This window comes from Novosphingobium sp. (assembly GCF_024642085.1).
Lineage (GTDB): Bacteria > Pseudomonadota > Alphaproteobacteria > Sphingomonadales > Sphingomonadaceae > Novosphingobium.
Genome location: NZ_JAHEBV010000011.1, coordinates 38,899 through 54,055, shown reverse-complemented (window position 1 = coordinate 54,055; position 15,157 = coordinate 38,899). Strand labels below are relative to the sequence as shown.

Annotated in this window: 18 protein-coding genes and 1 tRNA gene; 12 read left to right on the top strand and 7 right to left on the bottom strand. The window is 62.1% G+C overall.

The genetic code is table 11. From position 1 onward, the window contains the following. Window positions 1-1,241, top strand: a 1,241-nt coding sequence (locus tag Q0L62_RS06795; protein WP_296678228.1) for a dihydrolipoamide acetyltransferase family protein, incomplete at its 5' end; no start/stop codon positions are given. Between the two features lie 24 nt (window positions 1,242-1,265). Here Q0L62_RS06795 and Q0L62_RS06790 read toward each other — a convergent pair. Beyond that, a complete protein-coding gene (locus tag Q0L62_RS06790) occupies window positions 1,266-1,727 on the bottom strand; it encodes a hypothetical protein (RefSeq protein ID WP_296678226.1) in 462 nt (153 codons plus the stop codon). 187 nt (window positions 1,728-1,914) lie between these two features. Between Q0L62_RS06790 and Q0L62_RS06785 the strand changes: the two genes are divergently transcribed. Continuing rightward, window positions 1,915-1,991: transfer RNA gene (locus tag Q0L62_RS06785), tRNA-Asp, on the top strand. A gap of 96 nt (window positions 1,992-2,087) precedes the next feature. Next, window positions 2,088-2,576 carry a hypothetical protein gene (locus Q0L62_RS06780; RefSeq protein WP_296678223.1) on the top strand — a complete coding sequence of 163 codons (489 nt, stop codon included), beginning with the start codon at window positions 2,088-2,090 and terminating at the stop codon, window positions 2,574-2,576. On the opposite strand, the gene Q0L62_RS06775 is transcribed toward Q0L62_RS06780, so the two are convergent. The 4 genes from Q0L62_RS06775 to Q0L62_RS06760 all read right to left on the bottom strand — a co-directional run bounded on the left by Q0L62_RS06775 (window position 2,533) and on the right by Q0L62_RS06760 (window position 4,091). Further along, window positions 2,533-2,748 (bottom strand): DUF2842 domain-containing protein, encoded by a 216-nt coding sequence (locus tag Q0L62_RS06775; RefSeq protein ID WP_296678220.1) that lies wholly within the window; start codon window positions 2,746-2,748, stop codon window positions 2,533-2,535. The genes Q0L62_RS06780 and Q0L62_RS06775 overlap by 44 nt on opposite strands. Window positions 2,749-2,750: 2 nt before the next feature. Next, window positions 2,751-3,323 carry a 5-formyltetrahydrofolate cyclo-ligase gene (locus Q0L62_RS06770; RefSeq protein ID WP_296678217.1) on the bottom strand — a complete coding sequence of 191 codons (573 nt, stop codon included), beginning with the start codon at window positions 3,321-3,323 and terminating at the stop codon, window positions 2,751-2,753. 230 nt (window positions 3,324-3,553) lie between these two features. Next, on the bottom strand, window positions 3,554-3,862 hold the full coding sequence (locus Q0L62_RS06765; RefSeq protein ID WP_296678213.1) for a cell division protein ZapA: 309 nt from the start codon (window positions 3,860-3,862) through the stop codon (window positions 3,554-3,556). 7 nt (window positions 3,863-3,869) lie between these two features. Then, window positions 3,870-4,091 (bottom strand): hypothetical protein, encoded by a 222-nt coding sequence (locus Q0L62_RS06760; protein WP_296678210.1) that lies wholly within the window; start codon window positions 4,089-4,091, stop codon window positions 3,870-3,872. Window positions 4,092-4,260: 169 nt separating this feature from the next. On the opposite strand from Q0L62_RS06760, the gene tkt reads away from it, so the two are divergent. The 5 genes from tkt (at window position 4,261) to Q0L62_RS06735 (ending at window position 9,921) form a co-directional block, all read left to right on the top strand. Continuing rightward, window positions 4,261-6,252: a transketolase gene (gene tkt, locus Q0L62_RS06755; protein ID WP_296678207.1), complete on the top strand. Its 1,992-nt coding sequence runs from the start codon at window positions 4,261-4,263 to the stop codon at window positions 6,250-6,252. Between the two features lie 14 nt (window positions 6,253-6,266). Next, the gene (gap, locus tag Q0L62_RS06750; protein ID WP_296678204.1) at window positions 6,267-7,274 is read left to right on the top strand and encodes a type I glyceraldehyde-3-phosphate dehydrogenase; all 1,008 of its coding nucleotides are present in this window, start codon (window positions 6,267-6,269) and stop codon (window positions 7,272-7,274) included. After that, window positions 7,274-7,747 (top strand): MOSC domain-containing protein, encoded by a 474-nt coding sequence (locus Q0L62_RS06745; protein ID WP_296678202.1) that lies wholly within the window; start codon window positions 7,274-7,276, stop codon window positions 7,745-7,747. Before gap ends, Q0L62_RS06745 begins: the two co-directional genes overlap by 1 nt. Next, the gene (gene pgk / locus Q0L62_RS06740) at window positions 7,744-8,946 is read left to right on the top strand and encodes a phosphoglycerate kinase (protein ID WP_296678199.1); all 1,203 of its coding nucleotides are present in this window, start codon (window positions 7,744-7,746) and stop codon (window positions 8,944-8,946) included. The genes Q0L62_RS06745 and pgk overlap by 4 nt, the downstream gene beginning before the upstream one ends. A 78-nt stretch (window positions 8,947-9,024) precedes the next feature. Further along, complete coding sequence (locus tag Q0L62_RS06735; protein ID WP_296678196.1) at window positions 9,025-9,921, top strand: fructose bisphosphate aldolase; 897 nt, start codon at window positions 9,025-9,027, stop codon at window positions 9,919-9,921. A 4-nt stretch (window positions 9,922-9,925) separates the two neighbouring features. Here the strand turns inward: Q0L62_RS06735 and Q0L62_RS06730 are convergent, their stop codons facing one another. Continuing rightward, window positions 9,926-10,306, bottom strand: a complete 381-nt coding sequence (locus Q0L62_RS06730) for a hypothetical protein (protein WP_296678194.1) — start codon at window positions 10,304-10,306, stop codon at window positions 9,926-9,928. A 78-nt stretch (window positions 10,307-10,384) separates the two neighbouring features. Between Q0L62_RS06730 and thiE the strand changes: the two genes are divergently transcribed. Both thiE and Q0L62_RS06720 read left to right on the top strand, forming a co-directional pair. Then, entirely contained in the window at window positions 10,385-10,999 is a 615-nt protein-coding gene (gene thiE / locus Q0L62_RS06725; RefSeq protein WP_296678191.1) for a thiamine phosphate synthase, read from the top strand. A gap of 207 nt (window positions 11,000-11,206) precedes the next feature. Further along, window positions 11,207-13,171, top strand: a complete 1,965-nt coding sequence (locus Q0L62_RS06720) for an OPT family oligopeptide transporter (RefSeq protein WP_296678189.1) — start codon at window positions 11,207-11,209, stop codon at window positions 13,169-13,171. Here Q0L62_RS06720 and Q0L62_RS06715 read toward each other — a convergent pair. Next, window positions 13,168-13,527 carry a hypothetical protein gene (locus Q0L62_RS06715; RefSeq protein WP_296678187.1) on the bottom strand — a complete coding sequence of 120 codons (360 nt, stop codon included), beginning with the start codon at window positions 13,525-13,527 and terminating at the stop codon, window positions 13,168-13,170. The two genes, Q0L62_RS06720 and Q0L62_RS06715, sit on opposite strands and share 4 nt — an antisense overlap. A gap of 136 nt (window positions 13,528-13,663) precedes the next feature. Between Q0L62_RS06715 and efp the strand changes: the two genes are divergently transcribed. Together efp and Q0L62_RS06705 are read left to right on the top strand one after the other, a co-directional pair. Beyond that, window positions 13,664-14,230 carry an elongation factor P gene (efp, locus tag Q0L62_RS06710; protein ID WP_296678185.1) on the top strand — a complete coding sequence of 189 codons (567 nt, stop codon included), beginning with the start codon at window positions 13,664-13,666 and terminating at the stop codon, window positions 14,228-14,230. Between the two features lie 11 nt (window positions 14,231-14,241). Further along, complete coding sequence (locus Q0L62_RS06705; protein ID WP_296678182.1) at window positions 14,242-15,063, top strand: inositol monophosphatase family protein; 822 nt, start codon at window positions 14,242-14,244, stop codon at window positions 15,061-15,063. Window positions 15,064-15,157: the final 94 nt, after the last annotated feature.

Here is a 15,157-nt window from a genome sequence, read left to right as displayed (position 1 = left end):
GGCACGTCAAAGTCGGCGACCGGATCGAGGAAGACGGCAAGCTGGCCGACGTGATGACAGACAAGGCCACGGTCGAGATGGAAAGCCCGGTTTCGGGTGTGGTTCTTGAAGTGGCCGGCGCCGAGGGCGACATGATCGCAATCGGATCGCCGCTGGTGGTGATCGAGACAGAGGGCGAAGGGGCAGCCGATGCCGTTGCCGACCGGATCGACGCCGAAACGCCCGACGCAGCGGATGTTGCAAAGGTGATTGCGGCCGTGCCCGCCTGTGATGAGCAACCCGAACCAGCTCCTGCATCTGCGCCAGCGCGAGCGCCCGAACCCGCGGCGCCTCAGTCTGCCGAGGGCCGTTCACCATCAAGCGCCCAAACTGCCAAAGTTCTCGCCAGTCCCGCTGTGCGATCGCGGGCCAAGGAGCTGGGCATCGAACTGGCCCAGGTCCGCCCGGCTGAGGATGGCCGTCTGCGCCACGCCGATCTTGATGCCTTCCTGGCCTATAACGGTGCCTATCGCGGTACTGGCGGCAAAGCGGCTGATCAACAGGTCAAGGTAATTGGCATGCGCCGCCGGATTGCGGAAAACATGGCTGCGTCCAAGCGCAACATCCCGCACTTCTCCTATGTCGAGGAATGCGACGTGACCGCGCTGGAAGAATTGCGCGCGCAGCTGAACACCGGCTTTGGTGCGGACCGGCCCAAGCTGACGATGCTGCCGCTGCTGATTGCTGCGATCTGCCGGACGCTGCCCGATTTTCCGATGCTCAATGCGCGGTATGATGACGAAGCCGGCGTTGTGAGCCGCTTTGGCGCGGTCCACCTGGGCATGGCGACGCAGACCGACGCCGGACTGATGGTTCCGGTCATTCGCGATGCGCAGGACAAAAACCTTTGGCAACTGGCCAACGAAATCCGCCGGCTGGCAGACGCGGCTCGCACCGGCAGCGCCAAGAGCGAGGAACTCTCGGGATCGACCATTACGATTACGTCGCTCGGTCCGCTGGGCGGAGTGGCGACCACACCCGTCATCAACCGTCCCGAAGTGGCGATCATCGGCCCCAACCGGATCGTCGAACGGCCGATGTTCGTGCCCGACGGAATGGGGGGCGAGCGCATCGCCAAGCGCAAGCTAATGAACATTTCGATCAGCTGCGATCACCGCGTGGTCGACGGCTGGGACGCGGCCAGCTTTGTTCAAGCGGTCAAACGGCTGATCGAAAACCCGGCGTTGCTGCTGGCTAGCTGATAGGCCTGCAAGATAACTGGTCAATTAGCGGACAATAGCGCTGTAGGCGATCTGTCCTGATCCGCGCGCGGCGACAAGTGCCGGCACGCGCCAGCGGATATGGGTGACGTCTTCCGGCGTGGCAAGGCGGCTGCCGAGACGCATCGCATCCAGCTTGCCCCAGGTCCGGCCACCGTCGATTGACACCTCTTCGTTCTCATCAGCGCTGGCCTGGTAGTAGACCGTGCGGGGCAAAGGATTGGTCACCACGAAACCGCCATCACCAGCCTGTCGCGTCCAGGTGACAACATAGACCACGCGGTCGCCGCGGCTAAGCCGGCTTGCTGGTTCCAGCATCCGCCCGCTGCGTGCCGTGGCTCGTTCAACAAAAATCGCGCTGTCCAGCGCCACCGTGGCACGCGCCTGCGCCAGAGCGGGAGCGACAAGAGCCCCTGCAACCATCAGGGCGGACAGAACGCGCGTTGCGCTGCGGTATGTTTTCAGCACCTGGCAATGGCCCCCGATTCACCCGCATAGGGGCGTCTCAAGGCGTTATGCCGGGCAGCGGCAAACATATGGTTAATGCTGTATTTGCCAACGCCATGCCACTTGGCGCAGAGAGCAAAAAATCCATGGGCGAAGCGGTTGACAGCCCCGATTGGCTGGCCTAGTGGCGCTGCTCCCAAGTGGCTGCGCGGGTGTAGCTCAGTTGGTTAGAGTGTCGGCCTGTCACGCCGAAGGTCGCGGGTTCGAGCCCCGTCACTCGCGCCACTTGGGGTTTTCCAATAAGATTGCGTAACGCGTTGTCGGTTTTGCGGCTAAGCGAATGTTGTTGCCCTTGTGGCGGGCAACAAGCACGTTCGCGGCATGACGCTTACGCCGCTGCTTCGATCAGCCTTGATCGACGTATCGACCATCATGGCGCCGGCGCGGCATGATTGGTGGATCATCGGCAGTGCGGCGCTGGCGCTTCATGGTTTTGATCCCGGGCCAGTTGGAGATGTGGATGTCTTGCTCGATCCGCGCGACTTTCAGCAAGTACTCGCTCCGCTGGCAATTGATTCTGCAGCGGGCGGCGATGCTGATCGGTTTCGGTCTGACATGTTTGCGACATGGTACGGCGGCGCATTGCCGGTCGAGCTGTTTGCCGGATTTTCGGTACGCGAAGGTCAGACGTGGCAGCAAGTTGCGCTAAGAAGGCGTCAGCCAGTCGATCTTGACGGCCAACGCCTTTGGGTGCCGCCGCCGGCAGAGCTTCACGCCTTGCTGCTGCGCTTTGGCCGGGAAAAGGACCTCGCCCGCGCCGCACTGATCAGCCCCAGCGGCCGGTTTCCATCCAGATCAGGAACCGCTTGAGCGGCAGCAGCCATACAAGGCCCAGAACAACGTACACCGGAAGCTGTGCCAGCGCAGGCCAGCTTTGCATCAGCGGGGCAACGGTGCGGGCAATCACAACGCCGTAGACCAGCAGCGCCAGCAGAAGTCCCAGGATGCCAAGCGGGATGCGGAGAGTGGGTTCTTCGCGCATGATCAGAACGGTCCGTAAAAGCGGGTTGGAGTCACCACCGCGCGCAGCGGCATATCGTGCGATTCCAATGGCAAGGCTTCAACCCGCTGGCAATCCCAGGCAAGGCCGATTGTCACAGCGTCCTGATATTCCGTCAAATAACGATCGTAATGCCCGCCGCCCTGTCCCAGCCGGTTGCCCTCGTCGGTAAACGCCAGCAGCGGCACGATCAGGACTTCGGGATCCGCTGGATCAGCAGCATTATCGGGTTGCAATCCGCCCCACGGCGACTGTTCCAGATCGTCCGTATCAAAGGGATTGTCCCACAGCCGAAACTGCATTGTGCTGCTGCGGCATTCAAACCAAGGCAGGGCTACGCGGTGGCCGGCTTCGTAGAACCAGCGCGCGTAACCCAGCGGAGACGCTTCGTTGCCGATCGGATGATACAGTCCGATCACTGCATCCGGCGCGATCAGGTCAAGCAAGGGCGAAGGCGGGCGCAGGAACAGCAGGCTGCGCATCGCATCGGGGATTGCCGCCTGGTGCTGTTGCCGTACTGCGCGCATCCGGGTGCGAAGCGCTTGCTTGTCGGTCACGGAGCGGCAGCCTTTTCGGGAAACGAGGGTGGGTGACGGGACCACCATGGGCCGTTGCCGGGGAAATCCTCTGACGCGTTCACGTCAGGTGGGGACCATGTGTGCCAAATCTCTACGCGAAGTAGCGATCTGACCAGGGACAGCCCCCATTGGATTGCTTATAGCCTCAGGGATGTTCTGTCGGTTCGTACCGGGCAGTACCCGTCGCGCCCCATGTAGGGCCATGCGGCCTAACCCTCAAGAGACAGAGCGAGTTTTTCCAGCCTGTCGGCTATTGCTTCAAACGCACCCGCGTTTTCATCGCTGTATGCGGCGGGTGTTGAAGCGGCAATTGCGGACGGACGGCCGCGCGCTTCGTGCAATTCGTCGGCCAGCAACAGCGATGCGAACAACAGTTGCCGCACTTCGCTTTGTCCGGCGCCCATCTGTTCAACCTTATCGGCGATGGAGCGGCCGAGCGCGGCAATGTGCGCTTCTTCCCCGTCCGCGCAGGCCATGGTGTAGGCGCGGCCGCCGATTTGCAGGGTCACGTTGCTCATCGCCGGATCACCCTTCAGCGCTTTCGATTATCTGGTCGAGCTGGCTGAGCGAATCCTGGACCACCGCGCGCAGCCGGTCATGCCGCGCCTGCAAATGCGCAAGTTCGGCCCCGCCGGTCGGGGCAGCTGCCCCGCCGCCCAAGCCTTTGGCCCTGTGCGCGCTCGCCTCGATCCGGGCGAGCGCCGCTTCGATCCGCGCCTGTGCGCGGGCGGTGCGATCCCCATCCATAATTGCTGGCTAACCTAAAACCTCCGGTGTGCAAAGGGATGCGTCATGCTTTTCCCACGCTTTGACAGCCCCACCCGGCAAGGCCGGGTTGACGGGGGCCGGTGCCTCCGCAAAGGAAGCGGCGCGCCGACTCGGTGCATATTCAGCGATCTTTTCGGGAGCCTTTGTGATGAGCCCCTCTGCCGCGAACCTGGCTCCTTCCCGCCTGGCCCCCATGGCCAATGCAATCCGTGCGCTATCGATGGACGCAGTGCAGGCGGCCAATTCCGGCCATCCTGGCATGCCGATGGGCATGGCCGACGTTGCCACCGTGCTGTTCAGCCAGTTCCTGAGCTTTGATCCCGCTGCGCCCAAGTGGCCCGACAGGGACCGGTTCATCCTGTCAGCCGGGCATGGATCGATGCTGCTTTATTCGCTGCTTTACCTGACCGGGTATGATGCGCCGACGATCGATGACATCCGCAATTTTCGCCAACTGCACTCGGTTTGTGCAGGGCATCCTGAAAATACCGAACTTGCCGGGGTCGAATGCACTACCGGTCCGTTGGGTCAGGGGCTGGCCATGGCGGTGGGCATGGCCATTGCCGAACGCCACCTCAATGCCGAGTTTGGCGGCGATCTGGTCAACCACAAAACCTGGGTGATCGCCGGTGACGGCTGTCTGATGGAAGGCATCAACCACGAGGCGATCGGACTAGCCGCCAATTACAAGCTGGGCGGAATGAACGTGCTGTGGGATTCCAATCACATCACGATCGACGGGGACACGTCACTTTCGACCTGCGAGGATATTCTTGCCCGCTACCGCGCGACCGGCTGGCACACCGCCGAATGCGATGGTCACGATTTTGCCGACATCGCCCGCGCCCTGGCCGAGGCAGAGGCCGATCCGCGCCCGTCGCTGGTTGCCTGCCATACCGTTATCGGCAAGGGCGCGCCTAACAAGCAAGGCACCCACAACGTTCATGGCAGTCCTCTGGGCGCCGATGAGATTGCCGCGGCGCGCGGTGTTTTGGGGTGGAGCGCCGAACCTTTCGTCATTCCCGCCGACATTCTGGCTGACTGGCGCAGCCTGGGCGCGAAGGGCGCCGCCAGGCGCGCCGATTGGGAAGCACGGCTTGCCTCCAATGCGCGCAGCGGCGAGTTTTCCGCGCGCATGGCTGGCGAGCTTCCGTCCCTGAACGGCTGGCATGAATACCGCGGCAAGCTGGCTGCCGATATGCCCAAGCTGGCCACCCGCAAGTCGAGCGAAGACGCGTTGACCGTCCTGACCGCAACCGTTTCGGCCATGATCGGTGGTTCGGCTGACCTCACGGGTTCGAACAACACCAAGACCGCATCGACCACGCCGTTTTCACCGGCTGACTATGCCGGGCGTTACCTTTATTACGGGATCCGCGAGTTTGGCATGGCCGCGGCGATGAACGGTATGGCCCTGCACGGCGGGATCGTGCCCTATGGCGGGACTTTCCTGGTATTCTCTGACTATTGCCGCAATGCCATTCGCCTGTCGGCGATCCAGCATGCCCGGGCGATCTATGTCCTGACTCACGATTCAATCGGACTGGGTGAGGACGGACCGACCCACCAGCCGATCGAACACGTCGCCTCGCTGCGCGCCATCCCCGGCCTGTGGGTGATGCGTCCGGCCGATGCGATGGAAACCGCGGAATGTTGGGAATTGGCGCTGAAACGGCAGAACGGGCCCAGCGCGCTTGCTCTAACCCGCCAAAATCTGCCTGCGCTGCGCAATGATGCGGACGAAAACCGCTGCGCCAAAGGCGCTTACCGTCTGGTTGCCGCCAAGGCATCGCGCAAGGTGGTGCTGCTGGCGACCGGCAGCGAAGTGCAGATCGCCGTGGAAGCCGCCGCCGCGCTGGAACAAGCCGGCGTGGGCGCCGATGTTGTTTCGATGCCCTGCTGGGAACTGTTCGAAGCGCAGGATGAGGCTTACCAGGACAGCCTGATTCCTGCTGGCATTCTGGCCGTCTCGATCGAGGCGGGCACGACTTTCGGCTGGCACAAATGGATTGGCCGCGATGGTCTGGCCATCGGTATCGACAGGTTCGGGGCATCGGCGCCGGCCGAAAAGCTATTCAGCTACTTCGGGCTTACGACCGAAGCTATTGTTCCGCAAATCAAGGCCAAGCTGGGCCTGTAAGAGGAGTTTAGTTCATGGCGATCAAGGTTGCGATCAACGGTTTCGGGCGCATCGGGCGCAATGTGGCGCGAGCCATTCTGGAGCGGACCGACCACGACCTGGAACTGGTTTCGATCAATGATCTCGCCTCGGCGAAAGCCAATGCCATGCTCTTCCAGCGCGACAGCGTGCACGGCGCGTTTTCGGGTTCGGTCGAAGTGGACGGCAACGATCTGGTGATCAACGGCAAGCGCATCCAGGTCACCGCCGAGCGAGATCCCGCCAACCTTCCGCACAAGGCCAACGGTGTTGACATCGCGCTGGAATGCACCGGTTTCTTTACGGACCGCGCAAGCTGCGAAAAGCATATCGCAGCCGGTGCGAAGAAAGTCCTGATTTCTGCGCCGGGCAAAAACGTTGACCTGACCGTGGTGTTCGGTGTCAATCATGACAAGTTGGAAGCAGGCCACACCATCGTGTCCAATGCTTCGTGCACAACCAATTGCCTGGCGCCGTTTGCCAAGGTGCTGAACGATGCGATCGGGATCGAGCGCGGGCTGATGACCACGATCCATGCCTATACCAACGACCAGAAGATCCTTGACCAGATCCATGAAGATCCGCGCCGCGCGCGCGCGGCTGGCATGTCGATGATCCCGACCACCACCGGCGCGGCCCGTGCTGTGGGCGAGGTTCTGCCCGAACTGAAAGGCAAGCTGGACGGCAGCGCGATCCGTGTGCCGACCCCCAATGTCTCGGTTGTTGACCTGACTTTCCAGCCCAAGCGCGACACCACCAAGGACGAGGTCAACGCCCTGCTCAAGGCCGCGTCGCAAGGTGCGCTCAAAGGCGTGCTAAGCTATTCGGACGAACCGCTGGTCTCGATCGATTACAACGGCGATGCCAGCAGCTCGACCATCGACGCGCTCGAAACCTCGGTGATCGATGGCAAGCTGGTCCGCGTGCTGAGCTGGTACGACAACGAATGGGGCTTTTCCAACCGGATGGTCGATACAGCTGGCGCGATGGGCAAGCTTATCTGATGAGCGGCGGGCGTCTTGTTGGCATTGCGCGGCACGCACGGCCGCGCGGGGCGATAGAGACGCTGGACCGGGTGCCGGTGTCGGCTGCAGGGGGCTTGCAGGGTGACTTTCGCGGTGCAGTGCGTCCCGGCCGCAAGCCACGCCGCCAGGTCTCGCTGATCGAGGCGGAAAGCTGGGCCGCCGCGCTGGCCGAACTGGGCCGCACCGATGACCCGGACCTGCCGTGGTGGGTGCGCCGGGCCAATCTGCTGACACAGGGCATCCGCCTGCCGCGCCAGCCAGGCGCAGTTATAGAAATCGGCGATAAACTGCGGATTGAGGTCACTACTGAATGTGATCCGTGCAGCCGGATGGAAGAAATCGCAACCGGCCTAAAGGCGGTTCTGCTGCCCGATTGGCGGGGCGGGGTGCTGGGCCGGGTTATAGGCGATGGTGAAATTGCCGTGGGTGACGGAATAAGGATAAGCGAATGACGCGGTTCAAGACGCTTGACGATCTGGGCGACGTTGCGGGCAAGGTTGCGCTTGTGCGGGTGGATCTCAACCTGCCTATGCAGGACGGCGCAGTAACCGACGATACCCGCGTGCGCGCTTCGGCTCCAACGATCCTGGAATTGGCAGGAAAAGGCGCCAAGGTCCTGCTGCTGGCCCATTTCGGACGACCCAAGGGCGAGCGGGCTTCGACCCTGTCGGTGTCGATGACGCTCGATGCGGTACAGGCGGTGCTGCACGAAGAGGTGATGTTCATCCCCGAAATCACCGGGCCTGTGGTTGAACAGGCGATCGGCATCCTCCAGCCGGGCGACATAGCGATGCTGGAAAACACCCGTTTCTGGAAAGGCGAAGAGGCCAACGATCCTGATTTCGCCGCGGCAATCGCCGCCAACGGTGACTTCTACGTCAACGATGCGTTTTCCGCTGCGCACCGCGCCCATGCCAGTACAGAGGGCATTGCGCACCTGCTGCCGGCCTATGCCGGGCGGTCGATGGAGGCTGAGCTTAAGGCGCTTGATGCGGCGCTGGGCAATCCGGCCAAGCCCGTCGCTGCAGTGGTTGGCGGGGCCAAGGTTTCATCAAAGCTGGATGTGTTGAAGCACCTGGTCACGCGGGTCGAACACCTGATTATTGGCGGCGGCATGGCCAACACGTTCCTTGCTGCGCGCGGGGTCGATGTGGGCAAGTCGCTGTGCGAACACGATCTGGCCAGTACGGCCGAAGAAATCCTCGACGCCGCCGATAAAGCGGGCTGCACCGTTCACCTGCCTTATGACGTGGTGGTGGCAAAGGAATTTGCCGCAAATCCGGCAAGCCTCCGAACTTGCAATGTCCATGAGGTCGCGCCGGACGAAATGATCCTCGATATCGGCCCGCAGGCGGTGGAAGCCCTGGCCGATGTGCTCAAGACCTGCCGCACTCTGGTCTGGAACGGGCCTCTCGGCGCGTTTGAGATGGCGCCGTTCGATACAGCGACCGTATCGCTCGCGCGAAGTGCCGCGGCGCTGACAGTCGAAGGCGCACTTGTATCGGTGGCGGGCGGCGGCGATACCGTTGCCGCGCTGAACCATGCCGGGGTGGCGGACGATTTTTCTTACGTCTCGACCGCAGGCGGTGCCTTTCTTGAGTGGATGGAAGGCAAGGAACTGCCTGGTGTGGTTGCTCTGGAACAGGCCTGATCGCCGCACTTGCAGGGTGACCGCAGGCCGGTTATGGCCCGCTCACATACGTATGCAACGCCAGGGACCCCACGCATTATGAACACTGCCGACATGACCGCCAAGATGGCCAAGGGAAACGGTTTCATTGCCGCGCTGGACCAGTCGGGCGGGTCGACGCCCAAGGCGCTGGCCGGTTACGGCATCGAAGCCGGGGCGTGGGGCAGTGACGACGAGATGTACGGCCTGATCCACGCCATGCGCAGCCGTATCATCCGGTCCCCGGCATTCGACGGCAGCAAGGTAATTGGTGCCATCCTGTTCGAGCGGACAATGGATGGGCTAGTCGACGGCCAGCCGGTCCCCTCCGCGCTGATCGCCAAGGGCATCGTCCCGTTTATCAAGATCGACAAGGGCCTGGAGGATGAGGCTGATGGGGTTCAGCTGATGAAGCCGATGCCCGATCTGGATGCGCTGCTGGAAAAATCCAAAGCGCTGGGCGTATTCGGGACCAAAGAACGGTCGGTCATCAATGCAGCCAACGCCGAAGGTATCGCTGCCGTGGTTGCTCAGCAGTTTGCAGTGGGACAGCAGGTCATCGCCCACGCCATGATGCCGATCATCGAACCCGAAGTGAACATCAAGAGCGCCACCCGGGCAGAGTGTGACACGATCCTGCGTGATGAGATCCTTAAAGCGCTGGCAGCGATGCCAGAAGGGCACAAGGTAATGCTCAAGCTGTCGCTGCCGGTCGTGCCGGGCACTTATGATGCGCTGGTCGACCATCCCAAAGTGCTGCGCGTCGTCGCTCTGTCGGGCGGATATGCGCGGGCCGAGGCCTGTGCCGAATTGGCCAGGAACCGCGGTATCATAGCCAGCTTCAGCCGCGCGCTGCTTGAAGACCTGCGCTTTGAAATGAGCGAAGACGAGTTCGACGCCGCACTGGGCAGTGCAATTGACGAGATTGCCGCCGGGTCGACCGTCAAGACGGGCTGAGGCGTTACAAACCTCCGGCGAACTTGAAACCGAAGCGGTATTCATCAGGGTAGATCGCCTGGTCTTTCTTCTTTTGAGGCAGCACCTCGACCAGCGTAAGGCTGCCATCTGCCACCGATTGCTCCTCGCCCAGCACCATGTCGCGGGTTTGTGAGCCGGTACCAAGTTCGACCCGCACCGATACCTTGACCCGTCCCGCCCAAAGGCACTGCACTTCGGCCGGGCAGCGGCTGTCTTCCAATACCGCAAGCGGAGTAACGGTCGGCCCGTCAACGCTGCCGGACTCACCAATCCGCAACCGGGTGATCCCGTCGCTGCGGTTCTGGTAGGTGATGCAGCCGGACAAGGCGACAACAAGGAGCGAGGCAAACGCGATCTTTTTCATGGCGACCCTAACGAACGATCCGGCTGAACGGTTGCGGAACGCTTGGCTAAGCGCGCCGGGGTCGATAGAGCGCAGGCCATGTCCGATTGCCAGCTTTATCTGATCTCTCCGCTCGACGTGTCGGGCGCCTTTCCTGATCGCCTTGCAAGTGCGCTCGATGCCGGGCCGGTCGCGGCGTTTCAGTTTAGGGTCAAGGGCATTGACGAACATGAAGCGGCGCGGCTGGCCGATCCGCTGCAGCGGATCTGCGCCGATCGCGAAGTTGCTTTCATCGTCAACGATTCGGTCAGTCTGGCCAAACGCCTTGGCGCCGACGGGGTTCATCTGGGACAAAACGACGGCGACCTGGCTGATGCCCGCGCACGCCTTGGCCGCGACGCGCAGATCGGCGTCACATGTCATAACAGCCGACATTTTGCGATGGAAGCGGGGGATGCCGGCGCCGACTACGTTGCGTTCGGCGCTTTTTACCCGACCATTACCAAGCAGACCGAACACGTCGCCGCACCTGACCTGCTGACCTGGTGGCAATCCATCTTCGAACTTCCGTGTGTGGCAATCGGCGGCATCACGCCAGACAACGCAGCCCCACTGGTGGCTGCTGGTGCCGATTTCCTGGCCGTGAGCAATGCGGTCTGGGGCGGTAATGAAGCCGCTGCGGTACAGGCCTTCGCCGCCGTCCTGCAAGCGTGAATCGCGGCACGCGCGTGATGAACATGCGGGATATTCTGTCCTTGATGTTCAGGGCTTGTCCCAAGGTTCCCTACTCCGACAAAACCTGTCACACCTTTGTCCAAGCGTTTGGCTTGCAGTAGGCGCTAGCGGTTTATGCGCACACGACCGTGTGTTTTGTGTGATGTTGTTCATTTCCTGCCACGCGAATATGAATGAGGGTATCTGATGAGCGGCATGCCGATTCCCAAGGAACTGACACTGCGCGGTGTAGTGCTGGGTGCGATCCTGACAGTCGTGTTTACCGCGGCGAACGTTTACCTGGGTCTGAAAGTTGGGCTTACTTTCGCCACATCGATCCCGGCAGCAGTCATATCAATGGCGATCTTGCGGTTTTTTTCAGGCGCGACGATCCAAGAAAACAACATCGTCCAGACCATTGCCAGCGCGGCGGGCACGCTGTCGGCCATCGTATTCGTCTTGCCCGGGCTGATCATGGTCGGCTGGTGGACCGGGTTTCCCTATTGGCAGTCGGTCGCGGTGATAGCCATCGGCGGGGTGCTGGGGGTGATGTATTCGGTGCCGCTGCGCCGCGCGCTCGTCACCGGATCGGACTTGCCCTATCCCGAAGGCGTGGCGGCCGCCGAAGTGCTCAAAGTCGGAGCTGGTGTAGGCGGGGCTGAGGAAAACCGCCGGGGTCTGGCCGCCGTCGTGCTCGGCACCGGTATCGCTGCGCTCTATCCGCTGCTCGCCAAGATGAAACTGGTGGCGGAAGGGGCCAACACGACTTTCAAACTGGGCGCAGGCAGCACTTTTGCCTCGGCTTCGTTATCGCTGGCGCTGGTCGGGGTGGGGCACCTTGTCGGTCTGGCAGTGGGCCTTGCAATGCTGGTCGGCATCGTGATCAGCTTCCTGATCATCCTGCCGCAGCTGACCGCCGCTGGCCCTCCTGCAGGGACCGAGCTGGCCGATTTTGTTGCCACGGTATTCCGCCAGAAAGTGCGCTTTATCGGTGCCGGCGCGATTGGCGTGGCGGCGATCTGGACGTTGCTCAAGGTCATCGGCCCTATTTTCAAGGGGATTGCCGGCGCTCTCACCGCTGATCGTGCACGCAAGGCGGCGGGCACAATGGACAGCCTTGAATTGACAGAGCGCGACCTGCCGATCGGCATAGTCGGAGGCACTATCCTGGCCCTGATGATTCCCATCGGCCTGCTGCTGGCAGACTTTGCCGTGGGCGGGCCAGTAGCCGGCAACCTTGGCCTGTCGCTGATTGCCTCGATTGCCTATGTGCTGGTGGCGGGCATCATTATCGCCTCGGTCACCGGATACATGGCGGGCTTGATCGGCGCGTCTAACAGTCCGGTTTCGGGAGTAGGCATCCTGTCTGCTTTGGGCATTTCGCTGTTGCTTCTCGGTCTGTTCGGCCGCGGGCTAGATGCCGATGCAACCAAGGCGCTGGTCGCCTTTGCGCTGTTCGTAACCGCGATCATCTTTGGCGTGGCGACGATTTCAAACGATAACCTGCAGGATCTTAAAACCGGGCAACTGGTGGGTGCGACGCCGTGGCGCCAGCAGGTCGCCTTGATTATGGGCGTAATATTCGGCGCGCTGGTCATTCCGCCGATCCTGACTTTGCTAAATCAGACTTTTGGGTTCCAGGGCGCGCCGGGGGCTGGTCCAGATGCTCTGGCCGCGCCGCAAGCGGCGCTCATTTCAGCCATTGCCCAAGGGGTGCTGGGCGGTAGTCTGGACTGGACACTTATCGGCCTGGGCGCGGCCATCGGCGCAGGTGTGATCGCGCTTGATGAGGTGCTGAAGAAGACCGGACGCGGATCGCTGCCACCGCTGGCCGTGGGGATGGGCATGTACCTGCCGATGGATGTGACCGCGATGGTCGTGCTCGGCGCTGTGCTGGGCCACCTTTATAACCGCTGGGCCGAAAAGCAGCGCGATCCCGGTTTTGCCGAGCGTATCGGGGTGCTGACCGCAACCGGGATGATCGTCGGTGATAGCCTGTTCAACGTGGTTTACGCCGGAATTGTCGCATGGAATGACAATCCGGACGCCTTGGCTGTGACTGCGGCAAGCGGCCTCACCACACCACTGGGCATCGCCCTGTTCGGCGGTCTGATCGCGCTGGCTTATTGGCGGATGCGCGAAGGTGCGCGGCGGCCAGTGCAGGCGGTCTAGCCGTTGTTGACAACCCGGCGGACGCAGCGCAGCGCGCTGTCCTTGCCGTCAGGTCCGATCAGACGCAGGAAACGGTCGGACAGGCGATGATAGCGGGTTCCCCGTTTGGGCCCGCTGGTCATGGTCAGGATATCGCCGGTCAGCAAATAGGATCCGCGCCCGGTCGGACTGCGATAGGTGTTGGCGTTGACGATATCGAACGCCTCGTCTGGCTGGCGCAGACCGGCCGCACCCGCGGCATCGCCGGGCAGTTCGCAAACGTAACTGCCGGCATCGAGAGTATCGAGCTTGCCGCCCGGAACCGCCCAGGCGGGAGTGGCGGCCAGCAGCAGGGCAGAAAAGGCGGTACGGATCATGGGCGTTCCCTTGGACGGGCATCGCTTAGCAGGCGATGAACGCCCGCGCCACCTTGCCGTTCGGCGCAGCCTCGGCTAAGGGCGCGCCTTTCCCGGTGCAGACCGGTACGTCTTTCTCAACTTTGAAGGCATCCCCATGGCGAAGATCAGCGGTGTGGACATTCGTCCCGGCAACATCATCGAATACGAAAAGGGCATCTGGAAAGTTGCCAAGATCCAGCACACCCAGCCGGGCAAGGGCGGTGCATTCATGCAGGTCGAAATGAAGAACCTGATCGATGGCCGCAAGACCAACGTCCGTTTCCGCAGCCAGGATACGGTCGAAAAGGTCCGCCTCGACACCAAGGACTTCCAGTACCTTTATGCCGAGGGCGATGACCTGGTATTCATGGACAAGGACAACTTCGAGCAGATCACTCTACCGCGTGATCTGCTGGGGGAAGCGGCCGATTTCCTGCAGGACGGCATGGATGTGGTTCTGGAACTGTGGGAAGAACGCCCGGTGAGCGTTGAACTGCCTGCCCAGATCGACGCCACCATCGTCGAAGCCGATGCGGTGGTGAAGGGGCAGACCGCCTCGTCCAGCTACAAGCCGGCGATCCTCGACAACGGAGTTCGCGTGATGGTCCCGCCGCACATTTCCAGCGGCACGCGCATCACGGTCGACGTGTACGAGCGTACCTACGTCGGCAAGGCGGATTAAGGACACCTGACATGGCCGTCATTTCCGGCATTATCCGCGTCATGGAGAAGGCTGCCCGCAAGGCTGGCCAACGCCTGCGCCGCGACTTCGGCGAGGTCGAGCACCTGCAAGTGAGTCGTAAGGGGCCTGCCGACTTCGTGTCCAAGGCCGATCAGCGTTCCGAACGGGCGATCTATGACGAGCTGCTGGCAGCGCGCCCTGATTGGGGCTTCGTCCTGGAAGAAGGCGGGATCATCGAGGGTGACCCCGGCAAGCCGCGCTGGATTGTCGATCCACTCGACGGGACGAGCAACTTTTTGCATGGCATTCCGCATTTTGCGATCTCAATTGCCGTGCAGGAACCCAAGCTTGATGGATCGGGCTGGGGCGAAGTCAGTGCGGGCCTCGTATACCAGCCGGTTACCGATGAAAGTTATTGGGCCGAGAAAACGCGCGGTGCCTGGCTCCACGATCGGCGCCTGCGGGTATCGGCGCGCCGCCATATGGACGAAAGCCTGATAGCTACCGGCACGCCCTTTGCGGGGCATGGCGATCCGGCAGAATGGACCAAGATTTTCAATGCGATTGCGCCGCAGGTGGCGGGGATCCGCCGCTTTGGCTCGGCTGCGCTCGATCTCGCCTGGGTTGCGGCGGGCCGCTATGAAGGATTTTGGGAAAGTGGTCTTTCGCCGTGGGACAGCGCTGCAGGCTGCCTGCTGGTCCGCGAAGCTGGCGGGTTCGTCACCGACTGGCGCGGCATCTCGCAGCCGATCTGCGACAAGCAGATCCTGGCCGGCAACGATGCCCTGCATTCGCGTCTCCACAAGGCGCTTGCTGCCGCGATCAAGTCCTGACTTTTTAATGCTTAACGTGCCGGTGAAGTGACCCCTTAATTCCTTCTTAGCCACGCTCCGCAATGTTCACCTGAACGGGAAGATTGCAAAAAGG

Excerpts from the sequence above, each read along its gene's own strand:
- Q0L62_RS06715 (WP_296678187.1), bottom strand. The coding sequence starts at position 13,527 with ATGATCCGTACCGCCTTTTCTGCCCTGCTGCTGGCCGCCACTCCCGCC.
- efp (WP_296678185.1), top strand. The coding sequence starts at position 13,664 with ATGGCGAAGATCAGCGGTGTGGACATTCGTCCCGGCAACATCATCGAA.
- Q0L62_RS06745 (WP_296678202.1), top strand. The coding sequence starts at position 7,274 with ATGAGCGGCGGGCGTCTTGTTGGCATTGCGCGGCACGCACGGCCGCGC.
- Q0L62_RS06765 (WP_296678213.1), bottom strand. The coding sequence starts at position 3,862 with ATGAGCAACGTGACCCTGCAAATCGGCGGCCGCGCCTACACCATGGCC.
- tkt (WP_296678207.1), top strand. The coding sequence starts at position 4,261 with ATGAGCCCCTCTGCCGCGAACCTGGCTCCTTCCCGCCTGGCCCCCATG.
- pgk (WP_296678199.1), top strand. The coding sequence starts at position 7,744 with ATGACGCGGTTCAAGACGCTTGACGATCTGGGCGACGTTGCGGGCAAG.
- Q0L62_RS06735 (WP_296678196.1), top strand. The coding sequence starts at position 9,025 with ATGAACACTGCCGACATGACCGCCAAGATGGCCAAGGGAAACGGTTTC.
- Q0L62_RS06775 (WP_296678220.1), bottom strand. The coding sequence starts at position 2,748 with ATGCGCGAAGAACCCACTCTCCGCATCCCGCTTGGCATCCTGGGACTT.
- Q0L62_RS06760 (WP_296678210.1), bottom strand. The coding sequence starts at position 4,091 with ATGGATGGGGATCGCACCGCCCGCGCACAGGCGCGGATCGAAGCGGCG.
- Q0L62_RS06780 (WP_296678223.1), top strand. The coding sequence starts at position 2,088 with ATGACGCTTACGCCGCTGCTTCGATCAGCCTTGATCGACGTATCGACC.
- Q0L62_RS06730 (WP_296678194.1), bottom strand. The coding sequence starts at position 10,306 with ATGAAAAAGATCGCGTTTGCCTCGCTCCTTGTTGTCGCCTTGTCCGGC.
- gap (WP_296678204.1), top strand. The coding sequence starts at position 6,267 with ATGGCGATCAAGGTTGCGATCAACGGTTTCGGGCGCATCGGGCGCAAT.
- Q0L62_RS06705 (WP_296678182.1), top strand. The coding sequence starts at position 14,242 with ATGGCCGTCATTTCCGGCATTATCCGCGTCATGGAGAAGGCTGCCCGC.
- thiE (WP_296678191.1), top strand. The coding sequence starts at position 10,385 with ATGTCCGATTGCCAGCTTTATCTGATCTCTCCGCTCGACGTGTCGGGC.
- Q0L62_RS06720 (WP_296678189.1), top strand. The coding sequence starts at position 11,207 with ATGAGCGGCATGCCGATTCCCAAGGAACTGACACTGCGCGGTGTAGTG.